This is a genomic window from Pseudoalteromonas sp. Angola-4, from assembly GCF_028599265.1.
Lineage (GTDB): Bacteria > Pseudomonadota > Gammaproteobacteria > Enterobacterales > Alteromonadaceae > Pseudoalteromonas > Pseudoalteromonas atlantica.
The window spans coordinates 103,483-130,244 of the sequence record NZ_JAQREK010000006.1; the positions used below are offsets into that span (position 1 = coordinate 103,483).

A 26,762-nucleotide genomic window follows, 5' to 3' on the forward strand; every position below is an offset into this window, starting at 1 on the left:
ATGGCCGCTCCAGATTTTGTACATTTACGGGTTCACTCAGACTTTTCGATGGTCGATGGCTTAGCTAAAACCAAGCCTATTGTTGCTAAAGCGCAAGAGCTTGAAATGCCCGCGCTGGCAATTACCGATCAAATGAACTTTTGTGGTTTAGTGCGTTTTTATGGCGCAACCCACAGTGCCGGTATTAAACCCATAGTGGGAGCCGATTTTTGGTTGCGCAGCCCAGAGTTTCCAGATGAGCCAAGCCGTATTACGTTGCTAGCTAAAAACAACGACGGTTATAAAAATATTACCTTATTAATATCTGAAGCTTACCAACGCGGGCATATATTTCATCGCCCGGTGATTGACCGAGAATGGCTAGTTGAGCACAAAGAAGGGCTTATTATTCTCTCAGGCGCAAAAGATGGTGACTTAGGTAAGGCCTTATTAAAAAATAACCCAGGTGTTATTGAATCTGTAGTGAGCTTTTATAAGCAGCATTTTAGCGAACATTACTATTTAGAGCTTATTCGCACCGACCGTCCGCTTGAAGAAGACTACCTGCATATGGCGGTAGAGCTTGCAGCAAAAGAGCAGCTGCCCGTTGTTGCCACAAACGAAGTGGTTTTTTTAAAGCCCGAAAACTTTGAAGCGCACGAAATTCGTGTGGCTATTTTTGACGGTTACACCCTTGATGACAAACGCCGCCCTAAACGATTCTCACAAGAGCAATACCTAAAAACGCCTGAGCAAATGGCAGAGCTATTTAGCGATATCCCTGAAGCGCTGCAAAATACGGTAGAAATAGCCAAACGCTGTAACGTAACGGTGCAACTAGGCACTTACTTTTTGCCTGATTACCCAACAGGCTCGTTAAAAATTGAAGACTTTTTAGTTAAGGTTTCAGAAGATGGCCTTGAAGAGCGCTTGCAGTTTTTATTCCCTGATGAACAAGAGCGACAAGAAAAACGAGGCGAATACGACGAGCGCTTAAAAGTAGAACTTGGTGTAATTAACCAAATGGGTTTTCCAGGCTACTTCTTAATCGTAATGGAGTTTATTCAGTGGAGTAAAGATAACAATATTCCAGTGGGGCCAGGGCGTGGTTCGGGTGCGGGTTCATTAGTGGCGTATGCCCTAAAAATTACCGACCTTGATCCGCTTGAATTTGACCTACTCTTTGAGCGATTCCTAAACCCTGAACGTGTATCAATGCCCGATTTCGATGTCGATTTTTGTATGGACAGGCGTGATGAGGTAATTGACCATGTATCGGCATTGTATGGGCGGGACGCGGTATCACAAATTATTACCTTTGGTACCATGGCTGCAAAAGCGGTTATACGCGATGTAGGGCGTGTACTTGGCCACCCTTATGGTTTTGTTGATCGTATTTCTAAGCTGATCCCAGGGGATCCCGGGATGACGCTTGCCAAAGCGTTTGAGGTAGAGCCGCGTTTACAAGAAGCCTATGATGGCGACTCAGAGGTAAAAGATTTAATCGATATGTGTCGCATCCTAGAAGGATGTACACGTAATGCCGGTAAACACGCCGGTGGTGTTGTAATATCGCCGACGACCATTACCGACTTTGCTGCACTTTATTGCGATGACGAAGGTAAGTTTCCGGTAACACAGTTTGATAAAAACGACGTAGAAACCGCAGGCCTAGTTAAGTTCGATTTCTTGGGCTTACGTACCTTGACCATTTTGCAGTGGGCTGTGGATATGACCAACGTGCGCATGAAGCGCGAAGGCAAAGCGCCCGTTGATATAAATACCATCCCACTGGATGATAAAAAAAGTATAGAGCTATTACTGCGCGCCGAAACAACCGCGGTATTCCAGCTAGAATCGCGCGGCATGAAAGACCTCGTACGCCGATTAAAGCCCGATTGCTTTGAAGATATGATTGCATTGGTAGCCTTGTTCCGCCCAGGCCCACTGCAATCAGGCATGGTAGATAACTTCATCGACCGTAAGCTTGGGCGAGAAGAAATTTCATACCCAGATGCCCAATACCAACACGAAAGCTTAAAGCCCATACTTGAGCCTACTTACGGCATTATTTTGTACCAAGAACAAGTAATGCAAATTGCCCAGGTACTAGCAGGCTATACGCTTGGTGGCGCCGACATGCTACGTCGTGCAATGGGTAAGAAAAAACCCGAAGAGATGGCCAAGCAGCGTTCAACCTTTGAAGAAGGCGCACGCAATAATGGTATAGACGGCGAACTGGCAATTAAAATTTTCGACCTGGTAGAAAAATTCGCAGGTTATGGTTTTAATAAATCTCACTCGGCAGCGTATGCACTGGTTTCGTACCAAACGCTGTGGATGAAAACGCACCATCCAGCAGAATTTATGGCTGCGGTAATGTCGGCCGATATGGATAACACCGACAAAATAGTTATCTTGGTGGATGAATGTGAAAACATGAAGCTCACCTTATTACCGCCTGATGTAAACGCCGGAGAATTTAAGTTTACGGTAAACCTGCAAGGTGAAATTGTTTACGGTATTGGTGCTATTAAAGGCGTAGGTGAAGCGCCGGTAGAGGCCATTTTAGAAGCGCGCGCAAAAGGCGGCCCATTTAAAGATTTATTTGATTTTTGTGCCCGTGTAGATTTAAAACGCTTAAATAAACGTGTAACCGAAAAATTAATTTACGCCGGTGCACTTGATCAACTCGGGCCAGAGAAAACCCAAGCAGGGCGTGCAACATTACTGGCAAGTTTAAAAGATGCCATGCGCGCTGCCGATCAGCACAACAAAGCTGAGCAACTAGGGCAAAGCGATTTATTTGGCTTACTGGCCACCGAGCCTGATGAAGTTGAGCAAGCCTTTATTAAAGCCACACCGCTTACCGATAACCAATGGCTTGATGGCGAAAAAGACACGCTAGGCCTTTATTTAACAGGGCATCCGATAAATCAGTATCGCCGTGAACTTAGACATTACACAAGCGGCAAGCTGGTGGATTTACAGCCAACAAATCGTGATGTACTCTCTACGGCGGCGGGTTTAGTTATTTCAGCGCGGACCTTAATTAATAAAAAAGGAAATCGTTGGGGCTTAATAACTTTAGATGACAAGAGCGCCCGTATTGATGTACGCTTGTTTCCTGAGCAGTTCGAAATGTACCAAGAAATGCTTCAAGTAAACAATATCTTGGTAATATCTGGACAGGTCAGCTTTGATAACTTCTCCGGTGGCATTACAATGACCGCCAGAGAAATAAACACCATTGCTCAAGCGCGTGAAAAACGCATTAAAGCGATTAAAATGACGCTGAACATGGTGCAAATCGAGGCAGGTTTCTTCGATAAATTACAAAAAGTACTCGAACCTTATAAAATGGGAACGTGTCCGATCAAGGTTTATTACCAGCGCCCCGATGCGTTGGCTCAATTAACCCTAGGGATCGAATGGTGTGTTACGCCGAGCGACGACTTAATTCATAAGTTATCACTCATGGCGGCACAAGATGTAGAACTAGAATTTAACTGATTAGGTAGTTTAGAGCATGAGCCTCAATTATCTTGATTTTGAGCTTCCGATTGCAGAATTAGAAGCAAAAATTGAAGAATTACAAAGCATAAGCCGCGCTGGCGAATTAGACCTTGAGTTAGAAGAGGAAGTCAGCAAATTAAAAGAAAAAAGCGCTAAGCAAAAAGAGGAAATATTCTCAAATTTAGGCGCTTGGCAAGTATCGCAGTTAGCGCGTCATCCGTTGCGTCCTTACACTCGAGATTATATCGAGCGCATTTTCACGGAATTTGACGAGTTTGCAGGCGATCGTACTTTTGCTAACGATCCGGCTATTTTAGGTGGTGTTGCACGTTTAGATGGCGAACCAGTAATGGTGATTGGCCAGCAAAAAGGGCGTGATACAGCTGAAAAAATTAAACGTAACTTTGGTATGCCAAAACCAGAAGGCTACCGCAAAGCGCTACGTTTAATGGAAATGGCCGAGCGTTTTAAAATGCCAATTATGACCTTTATCGACACCCCAGGGGCATACCCAGGTGTGGGCGCTGAAGAGCGCGGTCAGTCTGAGGCAATTGCACGTAACCTAAAAGTAATGGCGGCACTTAAAGTACCCACAATTTGTACGGTTATTGGCGAAGGCGGCTCTGGTGGTGCATTAGCCATTGGTGTTGGCGACAGAGTTAACATGTTGCAATACAGCACGTACTCAGTAATTTCGCCAGAAGGCTGTGCTTCAATTTTATGGAAAAGCGCCGATAAAGCACCACTTGCCGCAGAGGCAATGGGTGTAACTGCAGAGCGTGTTAAAGAGCTCGATTTAATTAATAACTTAGTTGAAGAGCCTTTAGGCGGCGCACACCGCAATTACGATGCAATGGCACGTAACTTAAAAACACGTTTAAAACGTGACCTTGCTGACTTACAAGCGCTATCGCTTGAAGACATGCTAGATCAACGCTACAAACGTTTAATGTCGTTTGGTTACTGCTAATTAGCTAACCAACACATTTATTGTTAAAAAAGGCCGCTTATGCGGCTTTTTTGTTTTAAAATACTGCAAACATTAAATTTATAGCGTATCCATGCAAGCATCACCTATTTATCAGCACGTTAAACACGCCCTTGAGCACTTTTTTAAGCACCAGCAGTATAACTTTACGGTGGCGCTTTCGGGTGGCGTGGATTCGGTGGTATTGCTTCATATAATGCACTTATTAAAACAAGCGCAACCAAAGCTAAACGTAAACGCGATTTATGTTAATCATGGTTTAAGCCAATACGCGAATGACTGGCAGCGCTTTTGCCAAAACTTGTGCGCTGAGCTAAATATATCGTTTAATGCCGCGCAGGTAACAATAAACTCAAAAACACGAACAAGCCTTGAAGCGCAGGCACGTGAGGCGCGTTACAAAGCACTTGATGAGCTAAGCCCCGCGGGCAGTGTTATTTTGTTGGGTCAGCATTTAAACGATCAAATAGAAACGTTTTTACTGCGGTTAAAGCGCGGCTCTGGCTTAAAAGGGTTAGGCGCAATGCAAAAAATGCGTGAACTACAAAGCGGGCGAATATGCTACAGACCGCTTTTAAACATAACGCGCAGTGATATAGAGCACTTTGCCACAGAGTTTAATATTACGCACATTACTGATGACTCAAATACCGATGAGCGTTTTGATCGTAACTTTTTACGTGCACGTGTAGTGCCTATACTTGCAAAGCGCTTTAAAGGTTTTGAACATTGTGCTGGGCGCAGCATTGAGTTACTACAGCAACAACAAGCGCTACTTGATGAGTACACTGAACTTGATTTAAAACAAAGCGTAAACGCCCATCAAGCACTGAGCGTTAGCCAACTAACCACCTACAGCGACGTGCGCATAACCAATGTGGTTCGTGCATGGCTTAGCTTATTTACCCAAGTAATGCCCTCACAAAAGCAGCTTTTGCAAATAATTAACCAAGCCATAAATGCGCAGGCTGATGCGCAAATGCAAGTTGATTTAAGCGAAGGGCAAATACGACGCCATCAAGGGTATTTGTATTTTGTTACACCACACACATTATTAGCCGATGAAGCGCTAACGAGCAATGAGCTTGCACTTAATGATGGGCGCGTTTTAATAAAGCAACAAGGTAAAGGCCTACGTGCCCCACTGCCAAACGAGCAAGTCACCGTGCGCTTTAATTGTAATAGTGCGCGTATAAAGCCGTTAAAAAAGCCAGGCAGCAATACGCTTAAACACTGGTTTAAAGATGCAAAAGTAGCCCCGTGGTTAAGAGAGCGGGTGCCTTTAATATTTTATAACGATGAGCTTGTGCAAGTTGTTGGTTATTTTGTAAGTGAAAAACACCGAGACGAAAACGGCATTTTTTGGGAGTGTAAATAAATGAAAGATCAGCCACATGTAGGCTTATCGCTAGTTAGCAAAGCGCCAATGGGTATGTTAATAACAGCGTTAGTAGCTGTTATAGCCAATGTATTACTAGAGCTTAATATTATTACATTAGGTTATGCCGTTGTGGGCGGGGTGATATCGGCGGTATTACTGCTTGCCTACTGGTTAGGTAAAGGCGGGTTATTTTTTATTTTAGGGGTAAGTTTACCATTGGTTTTAGTGTTATTTACCCCGCTTGCAAGCATAACAGCATTGCTTAATTTAGTGAGCGGCTTCTTTTTTGGCTTTTGTGCAGCCTTGTTTGTTTATAAATTACTGGTTAATAAATAATTAATTTATAATAAAAAAGCTTAGCGGGGGAGGCTAAGCTTTTATAAATAATACAGTTATATAAATACTAATATGCTTTTGCACAGTTGCGCCCAGAGGCTTTTGCCTTATATAAGCCTTTATCGGCTCTAGCAAATATTTCTGTTTCGCAATCTTGGCTATTGGCTAGGGTAAAGCCAATGCTGGTGGTTACTTTATATTTAGACATTAAACTTGAGTTTCTGACTAAGTGCATAATGCGCTCAGCAACCACTTTGTTTGTTGTAAACTCGGGGTCTTCAATAATCAGCGAAAACTCATCGCCACCAAATCTAAATACAGAGTCGGTGCCGCGTATACTGCTACAAAGTACCTGCGAAAACTCTTTTAAAACATCGTCACCTACTTTATGACCATAGTTGTCGTTTACTTGCTTAAAGTTATCTAAATCAAGCAGCATTAAACTAAAAGGACGCTGGTAACGGCGGCAATTTTCGAGCTTTTGCGATAACATGTCATTAAATTGGCTACGGTTATTTAACCCGGTAAGCGCATCTTTTGTGGCAAGTTTTAACACTCGGCTGTACATCATTGCGTTACGCAGTGGGTACACAAGGGCGCTGTGTAGGGCACGTAATTTGTTTTCAATCGCTTTACTAATAGGGTATTGGCTAAAGTAAATTAGCTGTCCTAAGTGCTCGCGACCAATAGCTAAATCGTAAGAGTACGGGCTAGTGTTCGTGTTGCTATCTGAGGTTTGTGCAGTGCCGAGCGTTGATTGAAACTGCAGCCCTGAAAAGTTAAGTAGCTGTTTGGCAAATTTTGCATAAATAGCCAACACATCTTCTATTACTAGGCTTGTTTGTAGCTCGGTAACTAAATCGTGCGTTGCCGCTGTTTCGTTTGTGTGTGTTTGCTCTGCCGAAAACGGCAAAAAATCGCCGCGCCCAGACACGCGTTGTGTCAAAATATGGACATTTTCCATTAAAATCTTCCCCCAGGGTGTTACTTTGCAATAACCAAGCTATTTTTATGCCATATTTTAAAATTGCTTGATAAACATATGGTTGCTATATTTAAAGTTCATTCCGTAGTTTAATTGACGCTGGAGGCCGAATTTGCAAAGTATAAACGCTCAAATTTTTGGCTTGTTAGTGGCGGCGGTGCTTTTTGTATGGTTTTTTAAGCGCATTGGCTTGCCGCCTATTTTGGCGTATTTAGCAACAGGCGTTTTAGCGGGCAGCCATGGCATTGGTTGGCTTGCGCAATCTCACGAAATAGAGTTTATTGCTGAGCTGGGCATCGTATTTTTACTGTTTAGTTTAGGGCTCGAATTTTCTATATCGCGGCTAATGGCCATGCGCAATATTGTGTTTGGACTGGGCTCGTTACAAGTTGGTGTTACCAGCTTGCTCTTCATTATTATTTTATATAGCTTAAATTTTAGCTTACTCACTAGCTTTACCATTGGCACAATTATGGCGCTTTCTTCAACCGCGGTGGTGGTTAAGCTATTAAAAGAAACTGGCGAACTAAACCAGCGCCGTGGGCAACTGGCGGTGGGCGTATTACTGTTTCAAGATATTGCCGTTGTGCCCCTGCTTATTATTTTGCCATTGTTTGCCTCAAGCGATTCGCAAAGTATTAGTTGGGCGCTGGCATTTGCGCTTACAAAAGGCGCGTTTGTGTGCTTATTACTGTGGGCGATTGGTAAATGGGTGCTGCCTAAAGTATTTAAAGAAATAGCGCAGGTACGAACCGATGAGCTGTTTGTACTTACCACAATTTTGGTGGCGTTATTTGCCGGCTTTTTAACTTACATGTTTGGTTTATCAATGGCGCTTGGGGCATTTTTAGCTGGCATGATGCTAGGAGAGAGCCATTACCGCCATCAACTAGAGGCTGATATTAGGCCATTTCGCGATATATTAATGGGGCTGTTTTTTGTAACTGTGGGGATGCAGCTCGATATTTTATTTGTGCTTTCGCATGGTTTTGTAATTATTGGCGCGTTATTTGGCTTGTTAATATTAAAAATTACCGTGCTGGCATTAAGTGCCCGATTAATGCATGAGCGCAATCAAGACTCGCTAGCCTGCGGCGTTATGCTGTGGCAAATGGGAGAATTTGGGTTTGTGCTTATTGCTTTGGCAGGTCAGCATGAGTTGCTCAATTCAGAGCAAGCGTCGTTTTTAATTGCCTTAGGGGTGCTTTCGATGGCGCTAACCCCGTTTTTAATTGATAAAACCCCACTAATGTTAAAGCAATTAGGTATTTTAGATCACCCCAGTATGGCGAGGGAGAGCGAGCCTAAAAGTAGCACCTTATATAACGATCACGTGATTATTTGTGGCTTTTCACGCGTAGGACAAACTATAGCGCGATTTTTAAAACCCGAAGCCATAGATTACGTTGCCATAGAAAGTAACCCTATTTTAGTACAAGAGGGCAAAGCCGCAGGTGAGCCAGTAATATTTGGCTATGTAAAACAAAAAGATATTTTAAAGTGCGCAGGGGTAGAGCGAGCACGCTTAGTGATTATTACCTTTACAGAGCTTGAGCATGCACACGTGGTAATAGACGCCATAAAGCAGCTTGCACCCAACGTTAAAATACTAATAAGAACCCGCGACGACAGCCAATTAAACAACTTAAAAGAGTTGGGTGTTACTGAGGTGGTGCCTGAGTCGTTAGAGGCAAGCTTAATGTTGGTTTCGCATGTGTTGTCGATGTCGGGTGTACCGATGACACGCATTGTACGCCGTGTTAGTAAAGAGCGCCGTAATCGCTACCCGCTTATGCAAAGTTTTTACGCCGGTTACTTTAAAGACAACGAAGAAACCTCCTCTGAGCGCTTAGAATATTTACACGTAGTTGCGTTGCCAGATCAAGCCTATGCGGTGGATAAAACAATAGACGAGCTTAACTTATCTAAACGCCGCGTGACTGTAAAAGCTTTGCGCCGAAAGGGGCAAGAAATAGACGACCCATCAACCAGCACCACATTGTGCGCAAACGATGTATTGGTATTGCAAGGTAAGCCTAGGCGGGTAGAGCGAGTAGAGCATTATCTACTCGATGGGCTTGAATAAAAATGCATTTGATGTTTTTTACTGACATAGATGCAAGTTATTAAAATAACGCAGAGGTAGTTATCGAGCTCACTAAGCTTACTCTGCGATTAAATAGCCCATAGAACAAGTTTTAATTAGCAAAGGCCAACATTAGCTAGTCGAGCTCTAAAAATTGGCGTATTTCGGGTAGTTTTTTCATGCCATCTTCATAGCCAATTTGAATTAGGTGCTGAGTGTAGCGTTTTTCAAATAACAAATAGCTGGTTAAACTCGATTGCGAATGTTTTTTTACCCCAATTGTGCGCAGCAGCAACTTAATTGCCCACGGCATATCGCTGTAGTACTGCGCGGCAATATCGTTAAAGTTTTTTGATGGATTAATAATACACGTCTCTATTTGTTTCAGCTCTTGGTGTTTGTCGCGCGCCGGAAGCAGCCCTAAAGTGCGATTGACTCGCTCAAGGCGCTCAAGGTCGGCTTGCATGGTGTCGCTAAATACACTATCGAGTAAATGCCCAGCAACCGCAGAAAGCCCAGGGTAGTGGGGCGAGTAACCCGCCGGATGCGACTCTTTTGGTTGGTCTACCCCAATAATAAATATTTTTTCAGCCCCTAAATGAATGGACGGGCTAAGCGGTGAGAGCTGGTGAATAGAGCCATCGCCAAAATAGTGGTTAAATACATTAACACTTGGAAACACCATAGGAATGGCGCTTGAGGCCATTAAATGCTCAACGTTAATGCGCATAGGGCGACCTTCGCGCTTGGCACGCTGCCAAGGTGTTTGTGTATTTGACTGAAAAAACGCAACAGAGTCACCGGTTGTATAGCTTGAAGCGGTAATAGAAATCGCTTCTAAATAATTACGATGTAAATTACGTTCAATGCGGTGCAGGTCTAAAATTTCGTTTAATAAACCGCGCAAAGGGCGGTTATTCAGCAAACTGCCGGGTGGGTGGTTTATGTGCTCAGACTGAAAACTGGTTAAAATATTGCGCGCAATATGGCCAAATACACTTAAAAAGTCGCTTTTGTAAACCATAGATGTTGAAAAGTTTTTCCAAACAGACTCAAGTTTACGCACGGCCAAATGTGCACACGAGGCATAACAGGCCAAGGCTGCAGAATTAATCGCGCCTGCAGAAGTGCCGTTAATAATTCTAAATGGCAAAGGCGCGGTGCGGGGCATACTATGAGCAAGCGCTTTAAGCACGCCCACTTGATAAGCAGCGCGAGCGCCACCACCTGTAAGTAATAGGGCTATTTTAGGTTTATGTGGGTCAACTTGCTGGATTTTCATAGTGGTTTTTGAACTGCTTAACGTCTTTTCTTTATTTATCAACTTTAAGTCTTTAAGCTAGAAGAATCAAAGAATAACTGAGTTACTATGGCTCGTTGTTCTAATTAGTAAGTGTAGGTTTATGTTGTAAAGCCTATATTTAAGTAATAGTGATTACCGATAGTGAATTTTTTCCACTCAGCGTACTCTGAGTAATATGCATTTAAATTTATGGAGTTTGTATGTCAGATAAACCAGAAGCGTCAGATGTTCAAAAACGTCCGCCTAAAAACAATTTTTTATTCGCCGTTATTATTTTAATTATTTTAGTGTGTGCCGCTGCGTTCGTACTGTTATCGCCCACTGACGAGCCAGAAACTCGTACAGAGGTAGAGCAAACACCAAAAGAACAGCCTGTGATGGAGCTAAAGCCAGAAAACGACCCTGTGGTAGATGCGCCATCAGTTAAGCCTGAAAAGCCAGTTGAGCTAAGCGTGCCTGCTCAGCGCCCAGCTGAGCCAGAGCCGGTTGTAGAGCCATTACCAACGCTTGATGAAAGCGACACCGTAGTGGTTGCCAAAATGGATGAATACCTAAGCGACTCGGTAATGAGCCTAATGGTAACCGACGATGTAATTCGCCGTGGCGTCGTATTTATAGACAATATAGCCAAAGGCAAAATTGCTAAAAAGCATACGCCAGTGGTTAAACCCGAAGAAGAATTTAGCGTAAACGAAGGAGACATTTTAACAATTGACCCTAACAGCTACGAGCGCTATACACCGTATGTAAAAGTATTTACGAGCTTGAGCGCCGCCCAAGCTGTGCGTATGTACGAGCAGTACAAGCCATTAATCAACAACGCGTACAGTGAAATTGGTTACGGCGATGATGAATTTAATCAAACGCTAGAAGATGCTATTGAGTTATTACTTGATACACCGGAGCCAGAAGGCGAGTTACCGCTACTGCGAGACTCGGTTACTTATCAGTATGCGTTTTCTGAATGGGAGCAATTACCGGCTGCACAAAAACAGCTGTTACGTATGGGCCCAGAAAACATGAAAAAAGTAAAAGCAGCACTGCGTAAAATTAAAGCCGAGTTAGAGCGTAATTAATAGGCATTAAAGGCTGTTTTTAACCGCGATTGTATATGAAGTATGCAATCGCACTTTCTTTTTTGATTATCCCTTGAATAACACACCAAAAGTAGAGATAATCCTTCCCGCGCCAACCAAGGCCCTCAATGGTAGTCTTATTGGTCCTCTCGCAACACTAGCAGGCGAACCTGGTCAGGCCCGGAAGGGAGCAGCCACAGTTTGTGACGTGTGTGCCGAGATGTGGCTGGTAAGACTGCCACCCAAATTCCTCATTTGTGTTGTTTGAAGTATAAGTTGACATATTTGTACTAAAAGATGGCATAAATTGGAAGTATAAGGTGGCATAGTCTAGTATTTAACCAAATGGTTAGATGGTTGACTCACATGTACAGAAGAAAACTCAAACACTCCCGTGTAAAAAACCTCCATAAATTTGCTAGTCAAAAAAATAAATCTACCTGTTTAGTTGAATCCTCTTTAGAGTTTGATGCCTGTTTCCATTTTGAATTTTCACCATCAATAGCCGCATTTGAGGCACAACCACTCGGTTACGAATATCAGTTTGATAACCGTACATGCCGTTACACACCTGACTTTTTACTTACCCACACAGACGGCACGCAAAAATTTATAGAAGTAAAACCGCAAAGCAAAATTACTGACGAAGACTTTCGTGCACGTTTTATTGAAAAGCAAACCATAGCTAAGCAAGATGGACGCGACTTAATACTGGTTACTGATAAACAAATCCGTGTATACCCAACACTCAATAACTTAAAGCTTTTACATCGCTATTCTGGTTTTCAGTCTTTAACAGAGCTGCAAGCATCGGTGCTAGAACTTGTTAAGCAATACGGCTCTATTAAAGTGGGCCAGTTAGTTAACTTTTTAAAAGTAACTGCCGGTGAGCTACTTGCTACTGTGCTACGCTTATTATCACTAGGGCAGTTATTTGCCGACTTAACTACAAATGAAATATCAATAGAAACAGCAATTTGGTCTAACAATGTTTAATGACGGTTTGTTTGATGATGAGTTTAACCAGCCATTACCAAAAGTAGAAACCAAACTACCTCAAAATTACGCCAAAGATTTACAAGCCCTTCCTGAAAAAATTAAAAATACAACATTTGCTAAGCTTAAATATATTCAATGGCTTGAGGCTAATATTCAAGGTGGTTGGACACAAAAAAACCTTGAGCCTTTATTGAAAGTAATGCCTGAAGTTGAGGGAGAAAAGAAGCCCAGCTGGAGAACAGCAGCACGATGGTATAGCGCTTATACAAATGCAGATAAAAATATCATGGCGCTAATACCAAGCCATCAAAAAAAGGGTAACAGGGAGCGCGATACAGCCACCGATAAGTTTTTCGAAAAAGCACTTGAGCGTTACTTAGTAAAAGAAAAGCCTTTTGTCTCTTCGGCTTACAAGTTCTATAAAGACTTAGTGACTATTGAAAACGACAGCGTTGTTGGTAGCACACTAAAGCCTTTAACATACAAAGCGTTTAAAAACAGAATTGATAACTTACCACAATACGAAGTAATGATCGCTCGTTATGGTAAGCGCCTTGCTGATATTGCTTTTAATAAAGTAGAAGGGCATACACGGCCTACCCGAGTACTCGAAAAAGTTGAAATTGACCATACACCGCTTGATCTTATTTTATTAGATGATGAGCTACATATCCCGCTTGGTCGGCCAACACTCACCATGTTAGTCGATGTGTATAGCCATTGTATTGTTGGCTATTACTTTAGTTTCAGTGAGCCTAGCTATGATGCAGTAAGGCGAGCAATGCTAAATGCGATGAAACCTAAAAGTGAAGTGGCAAAACTATACCCCGATACGATTAATGAGTGGAAGTGCGCTGGCAAAATTGAAACACTTGTTGTTGATAATGGCGCTGAATTTTGGAGTAACAGCCTTGAGCTTGCTTGTGAAGAAATAGGCATTAATACTCAATATAATCCTGTTGCGAAGCCGTGGTTAAAACCATTTGTAGAACGTATGTTCGGCACAATAAATACTGAATTATTAGACCCTGTGCCTGGTAAAACCTTTTCTAACATTTTACAAAAGTATGAATACAATCCCAAAAAAGATGCAATTATGCGTTTTACGACCTTTATGCAGTTATTTCATAAATGGGTAGTAGACGTTTACCATCAAGATGCCGACAGCCGCTTTAAGTACATACCAAGCCAATTATGGGATCAAGGCTTTAATACGTTACCACCAACAATGCTGAGTGATGCTGATCTTCAACAATTGGATGTTGTGCTCAGTATTTCAAAGCATCGGGTGCTTCGTAAAGGTGGAATACGGCTAGAAAACTTAAGCTACGACAGTACTGAACTAGCCAACTATAGAAAGCAGTTTAGCCACAAAGTATCTCAAGAAGTTTTAATTAAATTAAACCCAGATGATATCTCTTATATCTACGTGTACCTTGATAAGCTAGAGCATTACATAAAAGTGCCATGCATAGATCCAAACGGTTACACCCAAAATTTAAGTTTGAATCAGCACAAAATAAATATACGTATTCATCGCGATTTTATTTCGGGCTCTATCGATAATGTAGGCTTAGCAAAAGCGCGTATGTTTATTCATGATAAAATTCAAAACGAGTTTGAAGAGTTAAAAAATGCGCCAAAACACTCAAAGGTAAAAGGGGGTAAAGCGTTAGCTAAGCATCAAAATGTTAGTAGCGACTCGCAGAAATCAATAGCTCAGAGCGAGCCAGTAGAACCCAAAAAGGTTACACCTAAAGAGCAGCCAGCTGATAGCTGGGATGACTTTATCTCAGATCTAGATGGATTTTAATTATGCTGACCGACAAACAAAAAGAAAAGCTTAATGAATTTCGTGATGTATTTATTGAATATCCAATAATAAGCACTGTATTTAACGACTTCGACAGATTAAGACTTGGTAAAGGGTTAGCGGGCGAAAAGCCTTGTATGCTGTTAAATGGCGATACAGGCACAGGTAAAACAGCACTAATAAAACAGTATAAAGAACGCCATTTACCGCAATTTATTAATGGAGTGACGAATCACCCTGTATTAGTCAGCCGCATACCTAGTAATCCGACACTAGAATCTACTTTAGCCGAGCTTCTTAAAGACTTAGGGCAAGTAGGCAGCACAGAGCGTAAATTGCGAGTAAACGGTACTCGGTTAACGAAATCATTAATTGAAAATTTAAAAACGTGTGGTACTGAGCTTATAATTATTGATGAGTTCCAAGAGCTAATTGAGCACAACCAAGGTAAAAAGCGCCGCGAGATTGCTAACCGATTAAAGTATATTAACGACGAAGCGGGTGTATCAATTGTATTGGTAGGAATGCCGTGGGCAGAAAAAATAGCAGACGAACCTCAATGGTCATCGCGTTTATTAGTAAGGCGGCAGCTGCCATATTTTAAATTATCAGAAAATCCAAAGCATTTTGTACAGCTAATAATTGGCCTAGCCAACCGTATGCCATTTACCGAAAAGCCAAACTTAAGTGAGCAAGCAACAGTATTTGCTTTGTTCTCACTATCAAAAGGTTGTTTCAGAACATTAAAATACTTTTTAGATGATGCCGTACTTTATGCATTAATAGACAGCGCAAAAACACTCACAACCAAGCACTTAGTTAAAGCATTTGAGGTACTGTTTCCTGACGTACCAAACCTATTTACCTTGCCCGTTTCAGAAATTACAGCAACTGAAGTTGAGCGCTATTCACTATACAAACCTGAAAGCGCCCTAGATGAAGATCCGTTTATAGCGACCAAGTTTACTGACCGGATGCCGATTAGTCAGTTGTTGAGGAAATAGGTTATACGGAGTCATGAATCTAGATTACTATTATTCGAATATTTAAAAATTAAATTATTAGGGAAAATATGAATAACACATTTGAAAGTCGTGATGAGTTTCATCGTAAGCCTGTAGCAGAAAACATGATTAAACTTTTGAGTTCATCTTTGGATGTATCTCCTATGATGCTTGATGGCAGTTGGGGAACGGGGAAATCTGAATTTTGTCAAAAAACAATTAATTTATTCAAATTAAAGGACACTCACCATTTAATCTATGTAGATGCATTTAAAGCTGATCATGTAGGTGAACCACTTGTCACGCTTCTATCAGAGATAATTAAGTTACTGCCAGAAAAAGAGCAGCCAGGCTTTATTAAAAAAATTATACCAGCTACAAAGTTTGGACTTAAAACAGGAGGAAAAGCTTTTGTTGGACATATTCTTAGGCAAGATTTTGCTAGTGTCGCCGATGATTATGACAAAGATATTCAAAAAGCCGCGGATAAAGCCATTGATGCTACAGTTGAGTCAATTATAAAAGATCAGGTACAAGCTGAAAAAAATCTAACTTCCCTTAAAGATGCGATATCCAGAGTAGCAGAAGAAAAAGCTATAGTGTTTTTTGTTGATGAGCTTGATAGGTGTAAGCCTAGCTTTGCTGTAGAAGTTCTAGAACTGATTAAACACGTGTTTGATATCGACAATGTTCAATTTGTACTGATTACTAACTCCCAACAATTGAGAGCATCAATAAATCATTGTTATGGTACTGATGTTGACTCTCAAAAGTATTTAGATAAGTTTTTAAAATTCACTATTAAACTCAGTAATAAGACTATACCAAATAGACTTGAACCAATTTTTGCTTCCATGACCTTATTTGAAAAGTTAGTTCGGGAAAATCAGCATTTACCAACAAACCTTTACTCACCTGAGTTACCTAAAAAATTTATTGAGTCGATAATTATCAACCTAGAACTATCTTTACGAGAAGTCGAAACGCTTGTTAGATATCTGGAAGTGTTGCAAGTCTTAACCGAGGGAAATGCATTTTCAGAAGGTAATTATTTGGGGTATTTATTGTTAAATACACTAGCTGTTGTTATCTATTGTTTCAAGCCCGATTTAGCTAATGAAATAAGCAACTCTAAGTATGATGCTAAAGAGATTGCTAATATCTTAGGAATAAAGAAAGTTAACCCATATCCTGAAGGTCATAATAGACCTTCGGTTCATGAAGTTCTAATGGTCATTTTAGCTAAAGATTGTGATGTTAATGCCGCTGAATTTATTCCTAAAGAAGATCAGGATAGTTGGGAAAAAACAATAAATGACGGCTTTTTTAATTGGGGCATAGACCCTGGCTACGCCATTCTAGAGCTTAAAAATACATTCGAAGTATTAGGGCTGCAACCTTCCAGTACTTAATTTATTTGATTGCAGGGGACATTTGCAATCTCAAGTTGTAATTTCTAAAAAAAACACCAGAGATTTTTTCAACAGCGAGTGTCTCCTCAAAAAATGATAAGCAAGTATTTATAATGCTTTCAGGCTTTAGTAAGTGCTCTAATTTATATGAAACATTCATTTTTTCTGCTTGCTCGACAAAGAGGTTGTAATTATGGGAAGGTGGAAATTCGTTTTTTAACAGCTCAAATATGTATTTTGTATCTATGGGGGTATTGATTGGGTAGCTGTCAATAAACTCTGCTAACTTACTAAATATTAATATATACCAGCGATCAAACATCCAAATCTGAGGGTGTGAATTATTTGTTTTTAATAAAGCTGGATACTTGGGATTTTTAACATTAAAATTTTCGTTGTGAGTCATATCGCTTTGTGAAGCTAGCCATATTTTCCATTTAGGGTAATCATTTGAAAAATACCTATCTTGTTCTGATGCATAAATGTCAGCATAGTTTGTTACCTGCTCTATAAACTTATATTTTTCTAGTTGCTTTTCTTTTTCAGTAATAGCTGTAAGTTTTGCTCTTTCTAAAGCCGAACGTGGAGGTGTAAAGTTAAGCCATTCGAATTTAAAATGTTTTGATTTTTTTATTCGACCTACGATGATCTGGCCTGATTCTTTTTTGAGGATATCGGGAATATCATGTTGAAATAAAAGAGCAATATTTAGCACTCGTTCTTGGTTAGATTTATTGAAAGCAATGCATTTTAAAAGTAAAAAATGTTCATGCTCTACTTCAAGTGACACTTTTTCGAACTTTATACTTTTACTTTTTACTACTTGGGCTGATAAATCGTAATTTTTACCATTGACATTATGATTAAATTCAATGCTGTGACTGGGGATTTTTAGTTGCTGTCGCTTTTTTAAGTTATTAAATTTACGAAGCGATCGCTGTCTTGATTCTTCAATTTGTTGTCGAATTTTTTTATTCATTTCTATTTGGTTGAGTTCAACTTTTTGATTTATTTCTTCTCTTAATTGATCCTCACACCAACCAAATAACCAATTAGACGTATCATCATTATGCTTAAGAGCACAATTTAAATCAGCATAATCTGAATCAATATAAACTGATAAATCATACTCTAAGGAAGCGATTTTCTTTTCACGATAAAAGTTAATTTTCTCTGCTGAGCAAGGCGATGTTACCTTAATTTCAACTAATAAATCACCGACATCAGTTTCTAACTTCACATCGGCTATGTATTTGTTATGAATGCTATATTCAAGTTTTGCAGACTTTATTAAGGCTTTTCTACTAGGTTCAGTTTTGCTGTAACCTCTATGGGAAATAGTAATCGCTGGGAGGTTTATTGTTTTAGCCGTTAAAAAATATTCTTGAGCGTACCGATGCAAAGCGGTCATTAAGCATGTTCTAGATTCTTCTTTAGTAGTATGAGCAAATGAATGTGCTTTTATTTTTCCGCCATTGCGTGCAATTAAAGGGTCATTACATGCGATACAGAAGCAATTACATGCTTTACCATTTTTGACATTACTTATTGAAACAATCTTACCAGACGCATCACTAGCAAAAACAAGCATAAAATTCCTTTTAACTCATAAATATATACATTAAGACATTACTAATTAAGTTTATATTTAAAAACTAAAATATCCTTAGTACACTTATAGGTTAGATACTAAGAGAATCTTAGCAAGATATGTTTTATAGCTAAGGTTCACATGGAAACTCCAACACCTTCACGCCTAAAATCTGCAAGAAAGGCAGCAGGCCTTACTCAGCAACAGCTAGGTATGGCATTAGGAATGGAGCCAAACACGGCTAGTGCTCGCATGAACCAATACGAAAAAGGCAAACATGCCCCTGATTTCTTAACCATGAAACGCATTGCTAAAGAGCTAGATGTACCAGTTGCCTACTTTTACTGTGAAGAAGATACATTGGCGGAATTAATTTGTGCTTTAGGTAAGTTAAAAAAAGAAGAGCAAATTGAATTATTAAATACCATTAGAATTAATAAGTTATAAGGATCAGGTAACATGGAGGTAAATGTGAATTCAATCAGAAATATTGGTAAAATTGAAGATGAATTTTGGCTTTTAGAAGACGTGCGCCAGTTAACTTTTTTTATAGGTCCAAATAATTCGGGTAAAAGCAGAGAGTTAAGAAAGTTATTCATAGATGAGAAGAGTAGGTGGTTTTTTGAGTTTTCTGAATATATAGCGGAGGAGTTGTTGTCTTTTTTTATAGATGGGCTTGCTCAAAGGAAATGGTCTAGCCAAATAGCCAGTTTTGGTAATGTAGATACTAATAAAATTCAAAGAGAACTACCTGCACTTATCAAAGCACCAATAGGGCTTGCGGACATTGGTAAAAAGATATACAAACTTGGCAAACCAGAAAATTACAATTCTCATTCGGAAGAGGAGCGTTTTAGTAAGTTCTTCGATAGTGTGTTTAGTTCATATTATGAACATGAAGATATTGAGAAACTCAAAGAAAGTACTAACGTTGCCGGATGGAGTAATATATATATTCCAACTCTTCGGGGATTGCGCCATGTTGCTGTGGAAGATATTTTTGAAGCTCGAACAAACTCAGACTACTTTCCTAAATTAAAAAAAGGTGAATGTGAGGTTTTTACAGGTCACAGCCTTTATAAAGATCTCACACAACACTTACTAGGCTCTTACGGAAAACGGCAAAAAGTCCGCGAGTATGAAAAGTATCTATCTGAAAACTTCTTTTTTGGCAGGGATATTTCGTTAGTTCCAATGGTTGATAAAGATGTTGTATATGTCAAAGAAGGTGATGATGCAGACAGGCCTATCTATGATTTAGGCGATGGTATTCAATCAATTATATTATTAACTTATAAAGTTTTTATGGCTGAAAAACCGACAATGTTTTTTATTGAAGAGCCAGAACACTTTTTACACGCTGGACTTCAAAGAACATTAATTGAAACATTTGCAAAGCATAAAGAACATATGTTTTTTATGACTACCCATTCAAACCACTTTTTAGATTTGGCTCAAGAGCGTGACGATATTTCTATTCAACAAGTTTCAAGGGTAAAAGGTGAGAGTAAAGTACAAGCCTCATTAGATTACGGTGAGTTACTTAATGAGCTTGGTGTACGTGCATCGTCGGTACTTCTTGCTAATTGTTCAATTTGGGTGGAGGGCGTTACTGATAAATTATACTTGCGAGCCTATCTAAATAAATACATCGAAGAGCTTGAAGATGAAGATAAGAAAAGTAAGCTGAAAAGTTATCATGAAAATCTTCATTTTGTTTTCACAGAGTACCAAGGCAGTAATATTACTCATTGGGATTTCAGTGACGGTCTTGAAAGCGATGGTAGTGAAACCCCCGCTAAAAGACTCAACAGAAATATCTTACTAATTGCTGATGCAGATATTGAGTGCAAAGGTGAGCGTGTTGAAAGCTTACGAGTAGCTTTGGGTGAGGCATTTTATTTACTTGAATATAAGGAAATCGAAAACTTTATACCCTTTGATATTTTGATTGATACTGCTAAAGCTAGATGGGGAACTTTTACCCAAAGAGCCGATTGTGATATCGATAAATTTAATAAAATTAAAGAAAGCTCATTTAGAAAAAAAGATGTTGGTATCGGTAAGGTTTTAGAGCGTAATGTCGTTAAAGCTGAAGGACTTAAGCGGAACTTTTACTCTGACAAATCAGGTACAATTAAAGACAAAGTTAAATTTTGTCATACTGCAATTTCACTAATGAATGAATCTGATGATTGGAAATTAACGCCAGAGCTAACTTTATTATGTAAAAGGGTCTGGGACTTTATTGAATCACATAATCAATAACTGCTTATGTGATTCGACCTTTTAGGTGTGAATGGGCAGATTCTGAAATATCACATCCGATAGCTTGTCGATTTAAGTTATTGGCTGCTACTAAAGTAGCTCCTGAGCCGAAAAAAGGATCGACGACGAGTTCATTTTCATTACTGCTTTGAGAGATAAGCGTTTCAATTAACTTAACTGGTTTTTCAGTAGGGTAGCCCCTATATACTCTTTTACAAGTGAGGATGTCTGGCACGCTTAGATCATTTAACTTACGCTTACCTTTCTCGAAAAAAAGAATATATTCGTGTCTAGCTCTGTAATGATAACCCATTCCAATAGTCACTTTATCCCAAATTATTGGCTTCCAAAACTTGAAACCTACGTTTTCAGCTATTGGCTTAATATAAAACATTGTTTCTTGATCGCAGAATAGATAAAAATGAGAACCTTTTTTAAGCACTCTGTAAATTTCAATTAGTAGTTCTTCAAAGCGATTATTTGGGAATATGTCGAACCATTGATTACTTGACGATTGACTTACTTTTAGGCGAGTGGTGGTTCCTATTTTTCGATGTTTTTCTAAGGATTCGTAGGGTGGATCAGTAATTAAAAGATCAACACTCTCGGTTGAAAGTGTTGATAACCAATTTACCGCATCATCTTTATGTACTTGCATTAAATCTCTTTAGCTAAAGTGTGCTACACAAACGGCCATTGTGAAAAGCTTTCGAAGCAATGCCCTTTTTTAATCTTCGACAATCACTGCAATAGCTTTGATATCCATCAGGGTTGCGAGCTGTTTTACGAGCAGGAGTAATTCCAAAAGAAGCCGGATATGGATGGAATATATGTTCAGAACCATTAGCGTCAGAACAATGAGGGCATGATTTAAACTTTTGACCGGTTGATGAATCTTTCTTTTGAACCATACCGCTATTTAAAGCTTTGCCACAGCAGTTACAAGCCATAAAAATCTCCTTATAAGTTAGCTTTGTATTATCAAATTTGAATTTTTATTATGTTACTGGCCATTAATACATCCTTTAGAAATGCCGTAACGCTCTCTACAGTATCAGATATTGTACTTTTGTGAAGTACGAATGATTTAACGATAATTATTTTGACTATCTAATTTATTTAGCCTAAACCTAAACTAAGATTTTCTTAGTTTAGGTTGGCGATGCATTTTTTAGTTCAAACAAAACCTTACCCAGATGAGGCGCTTGAAAGCTATTTACTAAGGCTTGCAAGTGATAACTCATACGATGGCTATAGTGAGCTTGCTGATATTTTATGGCAATGGCTTGCAGAGCAAGATCATGAACTTGAAGGTGCGTTGCCGTTAGAGCTGAGTAAAGTTGATGTTTATCATGCTAGGCAAGCGAGCAGCTTTAGAATAAGAGCGCTTAAGTTAGTAGCCCAATTAGCTGATGTAAACGCTGGTAATATTCTTGCGCTTGCATGGCGGCGCAGTAACTTTAAATTTGGCAATCTTGCCGCAGTAAGCCGTAATGAGCTGACTATTCCCCTTGAGCTACTTCGCACTGATAATATACCTGTTTGCATTGAATGCTTGTTTGAATCTTCTTACGTTCCTTTTTATTGGCATTTAAAGCCCTATAAGACGTGCCATAAGCATAAAACACAATTAACTACACATTGTGGTGAATGCCATGAATTAATTGATTATAGAGCTTCTGAGGCGTTTTTAGAGTGTGATTGTGGTTGTAAACTAACCAGTAGTGAACAGTTAAACGATGCAGACTTTAAAATTGCATCTGCGCTTGCAAGTAGTAGCAGCCAAAAAATAGTGGGGTTAATATCGTGGTTTGCGAAGGTTAAGCAACTTGATGTAAGTGATGCTGACTTTAACCGTACTTTTATTGATTATTTTAGTACTTGGCCTGATGGTCTTACAGCTGAATTAAACTTACTCACAAACAATGCGCGGCTCAAACAACTTAACCCTTTTAATAAAACTAAGTTTAACTCTGTGTATAGCAGTGTGATCCGTGATGGTCAAATAGCTGCAACAAGTAACCGTAAAAACAAAGTTCTTGATGAGATTATTAATTACTTTGTCGAATTAGTTGATAGTAATCCTAAAGCTAAACATCCAAATATTGCTGACTTACTGCTTTGTACTTTTGACACCGCAGTATTATTAAACACCACCACAGAGCAAGTTTACAGGCTTCACCAAGAAGGCTTTTTAAACTGTGCTTACCCACAAAAAAAGCACGAACAGCTCAGAGCTGATAGCCATGTTTTTTATTTACGCCAAGTAATTGAACTACAGCAAGCATTCGCAGCTGAAAAGACTCAAACAAAAAAACAATTTATAGCGCCGTGGTAACTTATGAACTTACAAGATGCATTTGCAATTGAATCACTAAAAGAAAAAACCACAGCACTTAGAAAGTTGTTTGCCCCATACACGCCTCATGTTGCGGTAGATGGCTTTGAAGAACAAGCGCTGACTGTGCTCATTAACCTAGTTTATAAGCGCAGTGAGATTGATGATTTAACAAGTGTAAGAACTGCTAAAAGTGTATTGCGCGATGAAGTGTTACTGAGTAAGTGCATTAACGAAGTTAAATGGTTTCATACTCATAACTTAAAATACCCCGATATACGCGTAAGCCATCAACGTTTAATTAGTGAGGTTGTAAGTGAAGATATTGCGGGTATTTGCAGCCGGTCATTACCTTTAAGTTTTGGCTGGTCGCACAACAGTGCTGAAATTAATCATGCAAAGTTATTTTTAACCTCGTTTAATTGGCAAGGTGAACTGACTTGTTTAGCAAAGTTATTAATAACTGAAGAGCCTGTTTGGATTAATTTAATAAGAGCCTACGGGTTTACTAAAAAGGCGGTTTTAGACATCGCGGCTAAAATAAAACAACAGTTGCCAGTGGCAGAACTCCCATTAGAAGTAAGCTCTTTTTCACCACAACTACAAATGCCATTCCAGCAAAGCTACCTTGCGATTACGCCTGTAGTAAGCCATGCAATGCTAGCTAAAATTCAGCAATTAACAACAGAGCGTAAGTTAAACTTTGGTTTAATTGAGCACTCAAGGCCAGCCAATGTAGGCGATTTAGCAAGCTCAGTAGGTGGCAATATAAGAGCCTTGCGTTACTTTCCTAAAACAAATTCAAAGGCTATTAACCGCCCTAAAGTAGCCAATGATGATATTGAGAAAGCATTTAAAGTTCGTGCGCTATTAAGCAGTCAATTTCAACAGGCGCTTTTGGTGTTAGTGGGTATTAAGCAGTTTAATACGTTAAGGCAAAAGCGATTAGCGGGAGTCGCGGCTATTAGGCAAGTACGTATTAGCTTGCAGTTATGGCTTGATAACATTCTGGAAGCTAAAAATAACGCTCAAGGGCAAGCTTACCCTGAGTGGGCAAAGCATTACTTAGATCAGAGTATTACTAACTGCATTAGCCAATTTAGTAACGTATTAAATGAGAGCCTTAGTAATTTAAGTAAGCTCAAACGCTTTGCGTATCACCCTAATTTAATGGGGCTGTTCAAAACGCAGTTAAACTATGTGTTTACTCACTGTGCAACGGAAGAGGAAACATTAAATGATGAGCAAATAGTGTATGTACATTGCCAAGATATGCGAGTGTTTGATGCCGAGGCAATGGCTAACCCATATATTCAAGGCATGCCGTCACTTACTGCTTTAAATGGGCTTGCTCATAACTTTGAGCGTAAGCTAAAAAATTTTATAGACCCTTCAATTAAGTGTATTGGTAGTGCCATTTACATTGAAAACTATCAGCTACATACAGGTAAACCATTACCCGAGCCAAGTAAGTTAAAACAAGTTGCTGGCCATACTCATGTGATAAGTTCCGGTATTATCGATAAGCCTAAATGCGATATAACACTCGATTTAGTATTTAGGCTTTTTGTACCAAATATTGAGCTTTTAGATAAGTTGAATAGTCAGCTTATAAAGCCCGCACTACCATCTATGTTTGAGGGCGGGACTATGCATCCACCTTCGTTATATCAAAATATAGATTGGTGCCATTTACATACTAAACCAAGTGAGCTGTTTAAAAATATAAAGGCAAAATCGTCAAATGGCAGTTGGTTATACCCTTCGAAAAAAGTAGTTAAAAGTTTTGAACAATTGATTGATGCCCTTAACGGTAACTTTAATTTAAGACCCGCTGCAATTGGTTTTGCTGCGCTTGAAGAACCCGTAAAGCGAGATACAGCCCTACATGAATACCATTGTTATGCTGAGCCCGTAATCGGGTTGTTAGAGTGTGTTAGCAATACATCAGTAAAGTACGCAGGCGCTAAGCAGTTCTTTCATGACGCATTTTGGGTTATGGATGTTCAAAAAGAGTCTATGCTTATGAAAAAGTCTAAGTTTGAGTATGAATAATGCAATTACCTCGGCACTTAAGTTACACGCGTTCTCTCTCACCCAGTAAAGCGGTGTTTTTTTATAAAACACCAGAGTCTGACTTTGAACCGCTACAAATAGAGCAAAATAAATTAGTTGGGCAAAAGTCAGGGTTTGGCGATGCGTATCAAAAGCAAAATGTGGCTAAAAACTTAGCGCCACAAGATCTCGCTTTTGGGAACCCTCAAACAATTGATGTGTGCTATGTGCCTCCAACAGTAAATGAGCTACTTTGCCGTTTTTCACTCAGGGTTGAGGCTAATAGCAATGAGCCACATGTTTGTGATGATCCTAAAGTTATTTATTGGTTAAAACGTTTTTTTGAAACCTATAAAAAGCACAATGGCCTTAATGAAGTTGCTACCCGTTACGCTAAAAATATACTGATGGGCAATTGGCTTTGGCGCAACCGTCAATCACCGAACGTTGATATTGAAATCCTCACAGAACATGCAGACCCAATTATTGTTGAAGGTGCACAAAAACTAAAATGGCAAGACAATTGGTAGAATAATCAAACGGCATTATTAACGTTGTCAGAAGCTATTCAAGAAGGGCTTAGTAACCCTCAAAATTATTGTTATTTAGATATAACCGCAAAAATTAAAAATGCATTTAGCCAAGAGGTTCACCCAAGTCAAAAGTTTGTAGATACTGTTGAACAGGGCATGTCATCTAAACAACTTGCATATACTCAAGTAGGCGATAAAAAAGCAGCAAGTTTAAACTCGCAAAAAGTAGGGGCCGCTATTCAAACTATCGATGATTGGTATGAGGGAGGTTACAAACCTTTGCGCACCCATGAATATGGCGCAGATAAGCAAATATTAGTTGCACACAGAACACCTAAGACCCATTCAGACTTTTATTCATTACTCCCGCGCATTGCTTTGCATATTAAACACATGGAAAAGCATGGTTTAGATCAAAGTGAACAATCAAACGCAGTTCACTTTATTGCGTCAGTGTTGATCAAAGGTGGCTTGTTCCAAAGGAGTAAAGCTTGAAGCGCTATTACTTTACCATTACTTATCTACCTAAAAATTGTGATGTAAGCCTGCTGGCTGGGAGGTGTATCGGCATTTTACACGGGTTCATGAGTTCACGCGGAATAAGTAATATTGGTGTGTGCTTTCCTAAGTGGAATGAGCAAACGGTAGGTGATCAAATAGCGTTTGTATCAATAGATAAAAAGCAATTAAACAACCTATCTCAGCAAAGCTATTTTGAGATGATGGCTCATGATAAGTTATTTGGCTTATCAAAAATACTCGAAGTACCAACAGAGCAAAATGAGGTTATGTTTATTCGCAATCAATCAGTAGCCAAAGCTTTTGTTGGCGAAAAGCAAAGGCGGTTAAAACGCGCTAAAAAACGAGCTGAAGCCAGAGGCGAAGTCTACAATCCAGAATATCAATTTGAGGCAAAAGACATAGGCCATTTTCATTCAATACCCGTATCAAGCAAAGGCAACGGGGAAAATTTTATACTTCATATACAAAGAATTGAAAATGCTAATGCGGTAGGAAATCAATTTAATAATTATGGCTTTGCTACAAATCAAACATTTCAAGGCACAGTTCCCTCTTTGAATACCCTTTTTTAATAGTT

At 39.6% G+C, this 26,762-nt stretch carries 20 protein-coding genes, 1 other RNA gene and 1 pseudogene; 17 read left to right on the plus strand and 5 right to left on the minus strand.

Annotation, left to right across the window (positions count from 1 at the left end; translation table 11 throughout):
* From dnaE to PSH48_RS09600, 4 genes are all read left to right on the plus strand, one after another.
* Positions 1-3,492, plus strand: coding sequence for a DNA polymerase III subunit alpha (gene dnaE, locus PSH48_RS09585; protein WP_273611441.1), 3,492 nt, complete (start codon positions 1-3; stop codon positions 3,490-3,492).
* A gap of 16 nt (positions 3,493-3,508) precedes the next feature.
* Positions 3,509-4,465, plus strand: a complete 957-nt coding sequence (gene accA, locus PSH48_RS09590; RefSeq protein WP_004586940.1) for an acetyl-CoA carboxylase carboxyl transferase subunit alpha — start codon at positions 3,509-3,511, stop codon at positions 4,463-4,465.
* Positions 4,466-4,556: 91 nt separating this feature from the next.
* Positions 4,557-5,861 (plus strand): tRNA lysidine(34) synthetase TilS, encoded by a 1,305-nt coding sequence (gene tilS, locus PSH48_RS09595; RefSeq protein WP_273611442.1) that lies wholly within the window; start codon positions 4,557-4,559, stop codon positions 5,859-5,861.
* Positions 5,862-6,200: a hypothetical protein gene (locus PSH48_RS09600; protein WP_273611443.1), complete on the plus strand. Its 339-nt coding sequence runs from the start codon at positions 5,862-5,864 to the stop codon at positions 6,198-6,200.
* Positions 6,201-6,267: 67 nt separating this feature from the next.
* Here the strand turns inward: PSH48_RS09600 and PSH48_RS09605 are convergent, their stop codons facing one another.
* A complete protein-coding gene (locus PSH48_RS09605) occupies positions 6,268-7,164 on the minus strand; it encodes a GGDEF domain-containing protein (RefSeq protein WP_024033826.1) in 897 nt (298 codons plus the stop codon).
* A 133-nt stretch (positions 7,165-7,297) separates the two neighbouring features.
* Between PSH48_RS09605 and PSH48_RS09610 the strand changes: the two genes are divergently transcribed.
* Positions 7,298-9,271 (plus strand): monovalent cation:proton antiporter-2 (CPA2) family protein, encoded by a 1,974-nt coding sequence (locus PSH48_RS09610; protein ID WP_273611444.1) that lies wholly within the window; start codon positions 7,298-7,300, stop codon positions 9,269-9,271.
* A gap of 136 nt (positions 9,272-9,407) precedes the next feature.
* Here the strand turns inward: PSH48_RS09610 and PSH48_RS09615 are convergent, their stop codons facing one another.
* Positions 9,408-10,553, minus strand: a complete 1,146-nt coding sequence (locus tag PSH48_RS09615) for a patatin-like phospholipase family protein (protein WP_004586945.1) — start codon at positions 10,551-10,553, stop codon at positions 9,408-9,410.
* A 221-nt stretch (positions 10,554-10,774) separates the two neighbouring features.
* Between PSH48_RS09615 and PSH48_RS09620 the strand changes: the two genes are divergently transcribed.
* From PSH48_RS09620 to PSH48_RS09645, 6 genes are all read left to right on the plus strand, one after another.
* Entirely contained in the window at positions 10,775-11,650 is an 876-nt protein-coding gene (locus PSH48_RS09620) for a DUF3014 domain-containing protein (RefSeq protein WP_273611445.1), read from the plus strand.
* 138 nt (positions 11,651-11,788) lie between these two features.
* Positions 11,789-11,885, plus strand: an RNA gene (gene ffs / locus PSH48_RS09625) — signal recognition particle sRNA small type.
* Positions 11,886-12,016: 131 nt separating this feature from the next.
* Entirely contained in the window at positions 12,017-12,646 is a 630-nt protein-coding gene (locus tag PSH48_RS09630; protein WP_273611446.1) for a Tn7 transposase TnsA N-terminal domain-containing protein, read from the plus strand.
* Positions 12,639-14,462 carry a Mu transposase C-terminal domain-containing protein gene (locus tag PSH48_RS09635; protein WP_273611447.1) on the plus strand — a complete coding sequence of 608 codons (1,824 nt, stop codon included), beginning with the start codon at positions 12,639-12,641 and terminating at the stop codon, positions 14,460-14,462. Before PSH48_RS09630 ends, PSH48_RS09635 begins: the two co-directional genes overlap by 8 nt.
* A 2-nt stretch (positions 14,463-14,464) precedes the next feature.
* Positions 14,465-15,466, plus strand: a complete 1,002-nt coding sequence (locus PSH48_RS09640; RefSeq protein WP_273611448.1) for a TniB family NTP-binding protein — start codon at positions 14,465-14,467, stop codon at positions 15,464-15,466.
* A gap of 68 nt (positions 15,467-15,534) precedes the next feature.
* Entirely contained in the window at positions 15,535-16,878 is a 1,344-nt protein-coding gene (locus PSH48_RS09645; RefSeq protein ID WP_273611449.1) for a KAP family P-loop NTPase fold protein, read from the plus strand.
* 1 nt (position 16,879) lies between these two features.
* On the opposite strand, the gene PSH48_RS09650 is transcribed toward PSH48_RS09645, so the two are convergent.
* Complete coding sequence (locus PSH48_RS09650) at positions 16,880-18,469, minus strand: hypothetical protein (protein WP_273611450.1); 1,590 nt, start codon at positions 18,467-18,469, stop codon at positions 16,880-16,882.
* A 141-nt stretch (positions 18,470-18,610) separates the two neighbouring features.
* On the opposite strand from PSH48_RS09650, the gene PSH48_RS09655 reads away from it, so the two are divergent.
* Positions 18,611-18,916, plus strand: a complete 306-nt coding sequence (locus PSH48_RS09655) for a helix-turn-helix domain-containing protein (RefSeq protein WP_273611451.1) — start codon at positions 18,611-18,613, stop codon at positions 18,914-18,916.
* Between the two features lie 24 nt (positions 18,917-18,940).
* On the plus strand, positions 18,941-20,737 hold the full coding sequence (locus tag PSH48_RS09660) for an AAA family ATPase (protein ID WP_273611452.1): 1,797 nt from the start codon (positions 18,941-18,943) through the stop codon (positions 20,735-20,737).
* A gap of 4 nt (positions 20,738-20,741) precedes the next feature.
* Here the strand turns inward: PSH48_RS09660 and PSH48_RS09665 are convergent, their stop codons facing one another.
* Both PSH48_RS09665 and PSH48_RS09670 read right to left on the minus strand, forming a co-directional pair.
* Positions 20,742-21,395, minus strand: a complete 654-nt coding sequence (locus PSH48_RS09665) for a DNA-methyltransferase (protein ID WP_273611453.1) — start codon at positions 21,393-21,395, stop codon at positions 20,742-20,744.
* Positions 21,396-21,408: 13 nt separating this feature from the next.
* Positions 21,409-21,687 carry a hypothetical protein gene (locus PSH48_RS09670; RefSeq protein ID WP_273611454.1) on the minus strand — a complete coding sequence of 93 codons (279 nt, stop codon included), beginning with the start codon at positions 21,685-21,687 and terminating at the stop codon, positions 21,409-21,411.
* Between the two features lie 212 nt (positions 21,688-21,899).
* Between PSH48_RS09670 and PSH48_RS09675 the strand changes: the two genes are divergently transcribed.
* The 4 genes and pseudogenes from PSH48_RS09675 to cas6f all read left to right on the plus strand — a co-directional run bounded on the left by PSH48_RS09675 (position 21,900) and on the right by cas6f (position 26,757).
* Complete coding sequence (locus PSH48_RS09675) at positions 21,900-23,075, plus strand: TniQ family protein (protein WP_273611455.1); 1,176 nt, start codon at positions 21,900-21,902, stop codon at positions 23,073-23,075.
* Positions 23,076-23,078: 3 nt separating this feature from the next.
* Entirely contained in the window at positions 23,079-25,130 is a 2,052-nt protein-coding gene (locus tag PSH48_RS09680; RefSeq protein WP_273611456.1) for a type I-F CRISPR-associated protein Csy2, read from the plus strand.
* Positions 25,130-26,158: pseudogene (csy3, locus tag PSH48_RS09685) on the plus strand (type I-F CRISPR-associated protein Csy3). Before PSH48_RS09680 ends, csy3 begins: the two are co-directional and overlap by 1 nt.
* Positions 26,155-26,757, plus strand: coding sequence for a type I-F CRISPR-associated endoribonuclease Cas6/Csy4 (cas6f, locus tag PSH48_RS09690; RefSeq protein WP_273611457.1), 603 nt, complete (start codon positions 26,155-26,157; stop codon positions 26,755-26,757). The pseudogene csy3 and the gene cas6f overlap by 4 nt, the downstream one beginning before the upstream one ends.
* Positions 26,758-26,762: the final 5 nt, after the last annotated feature.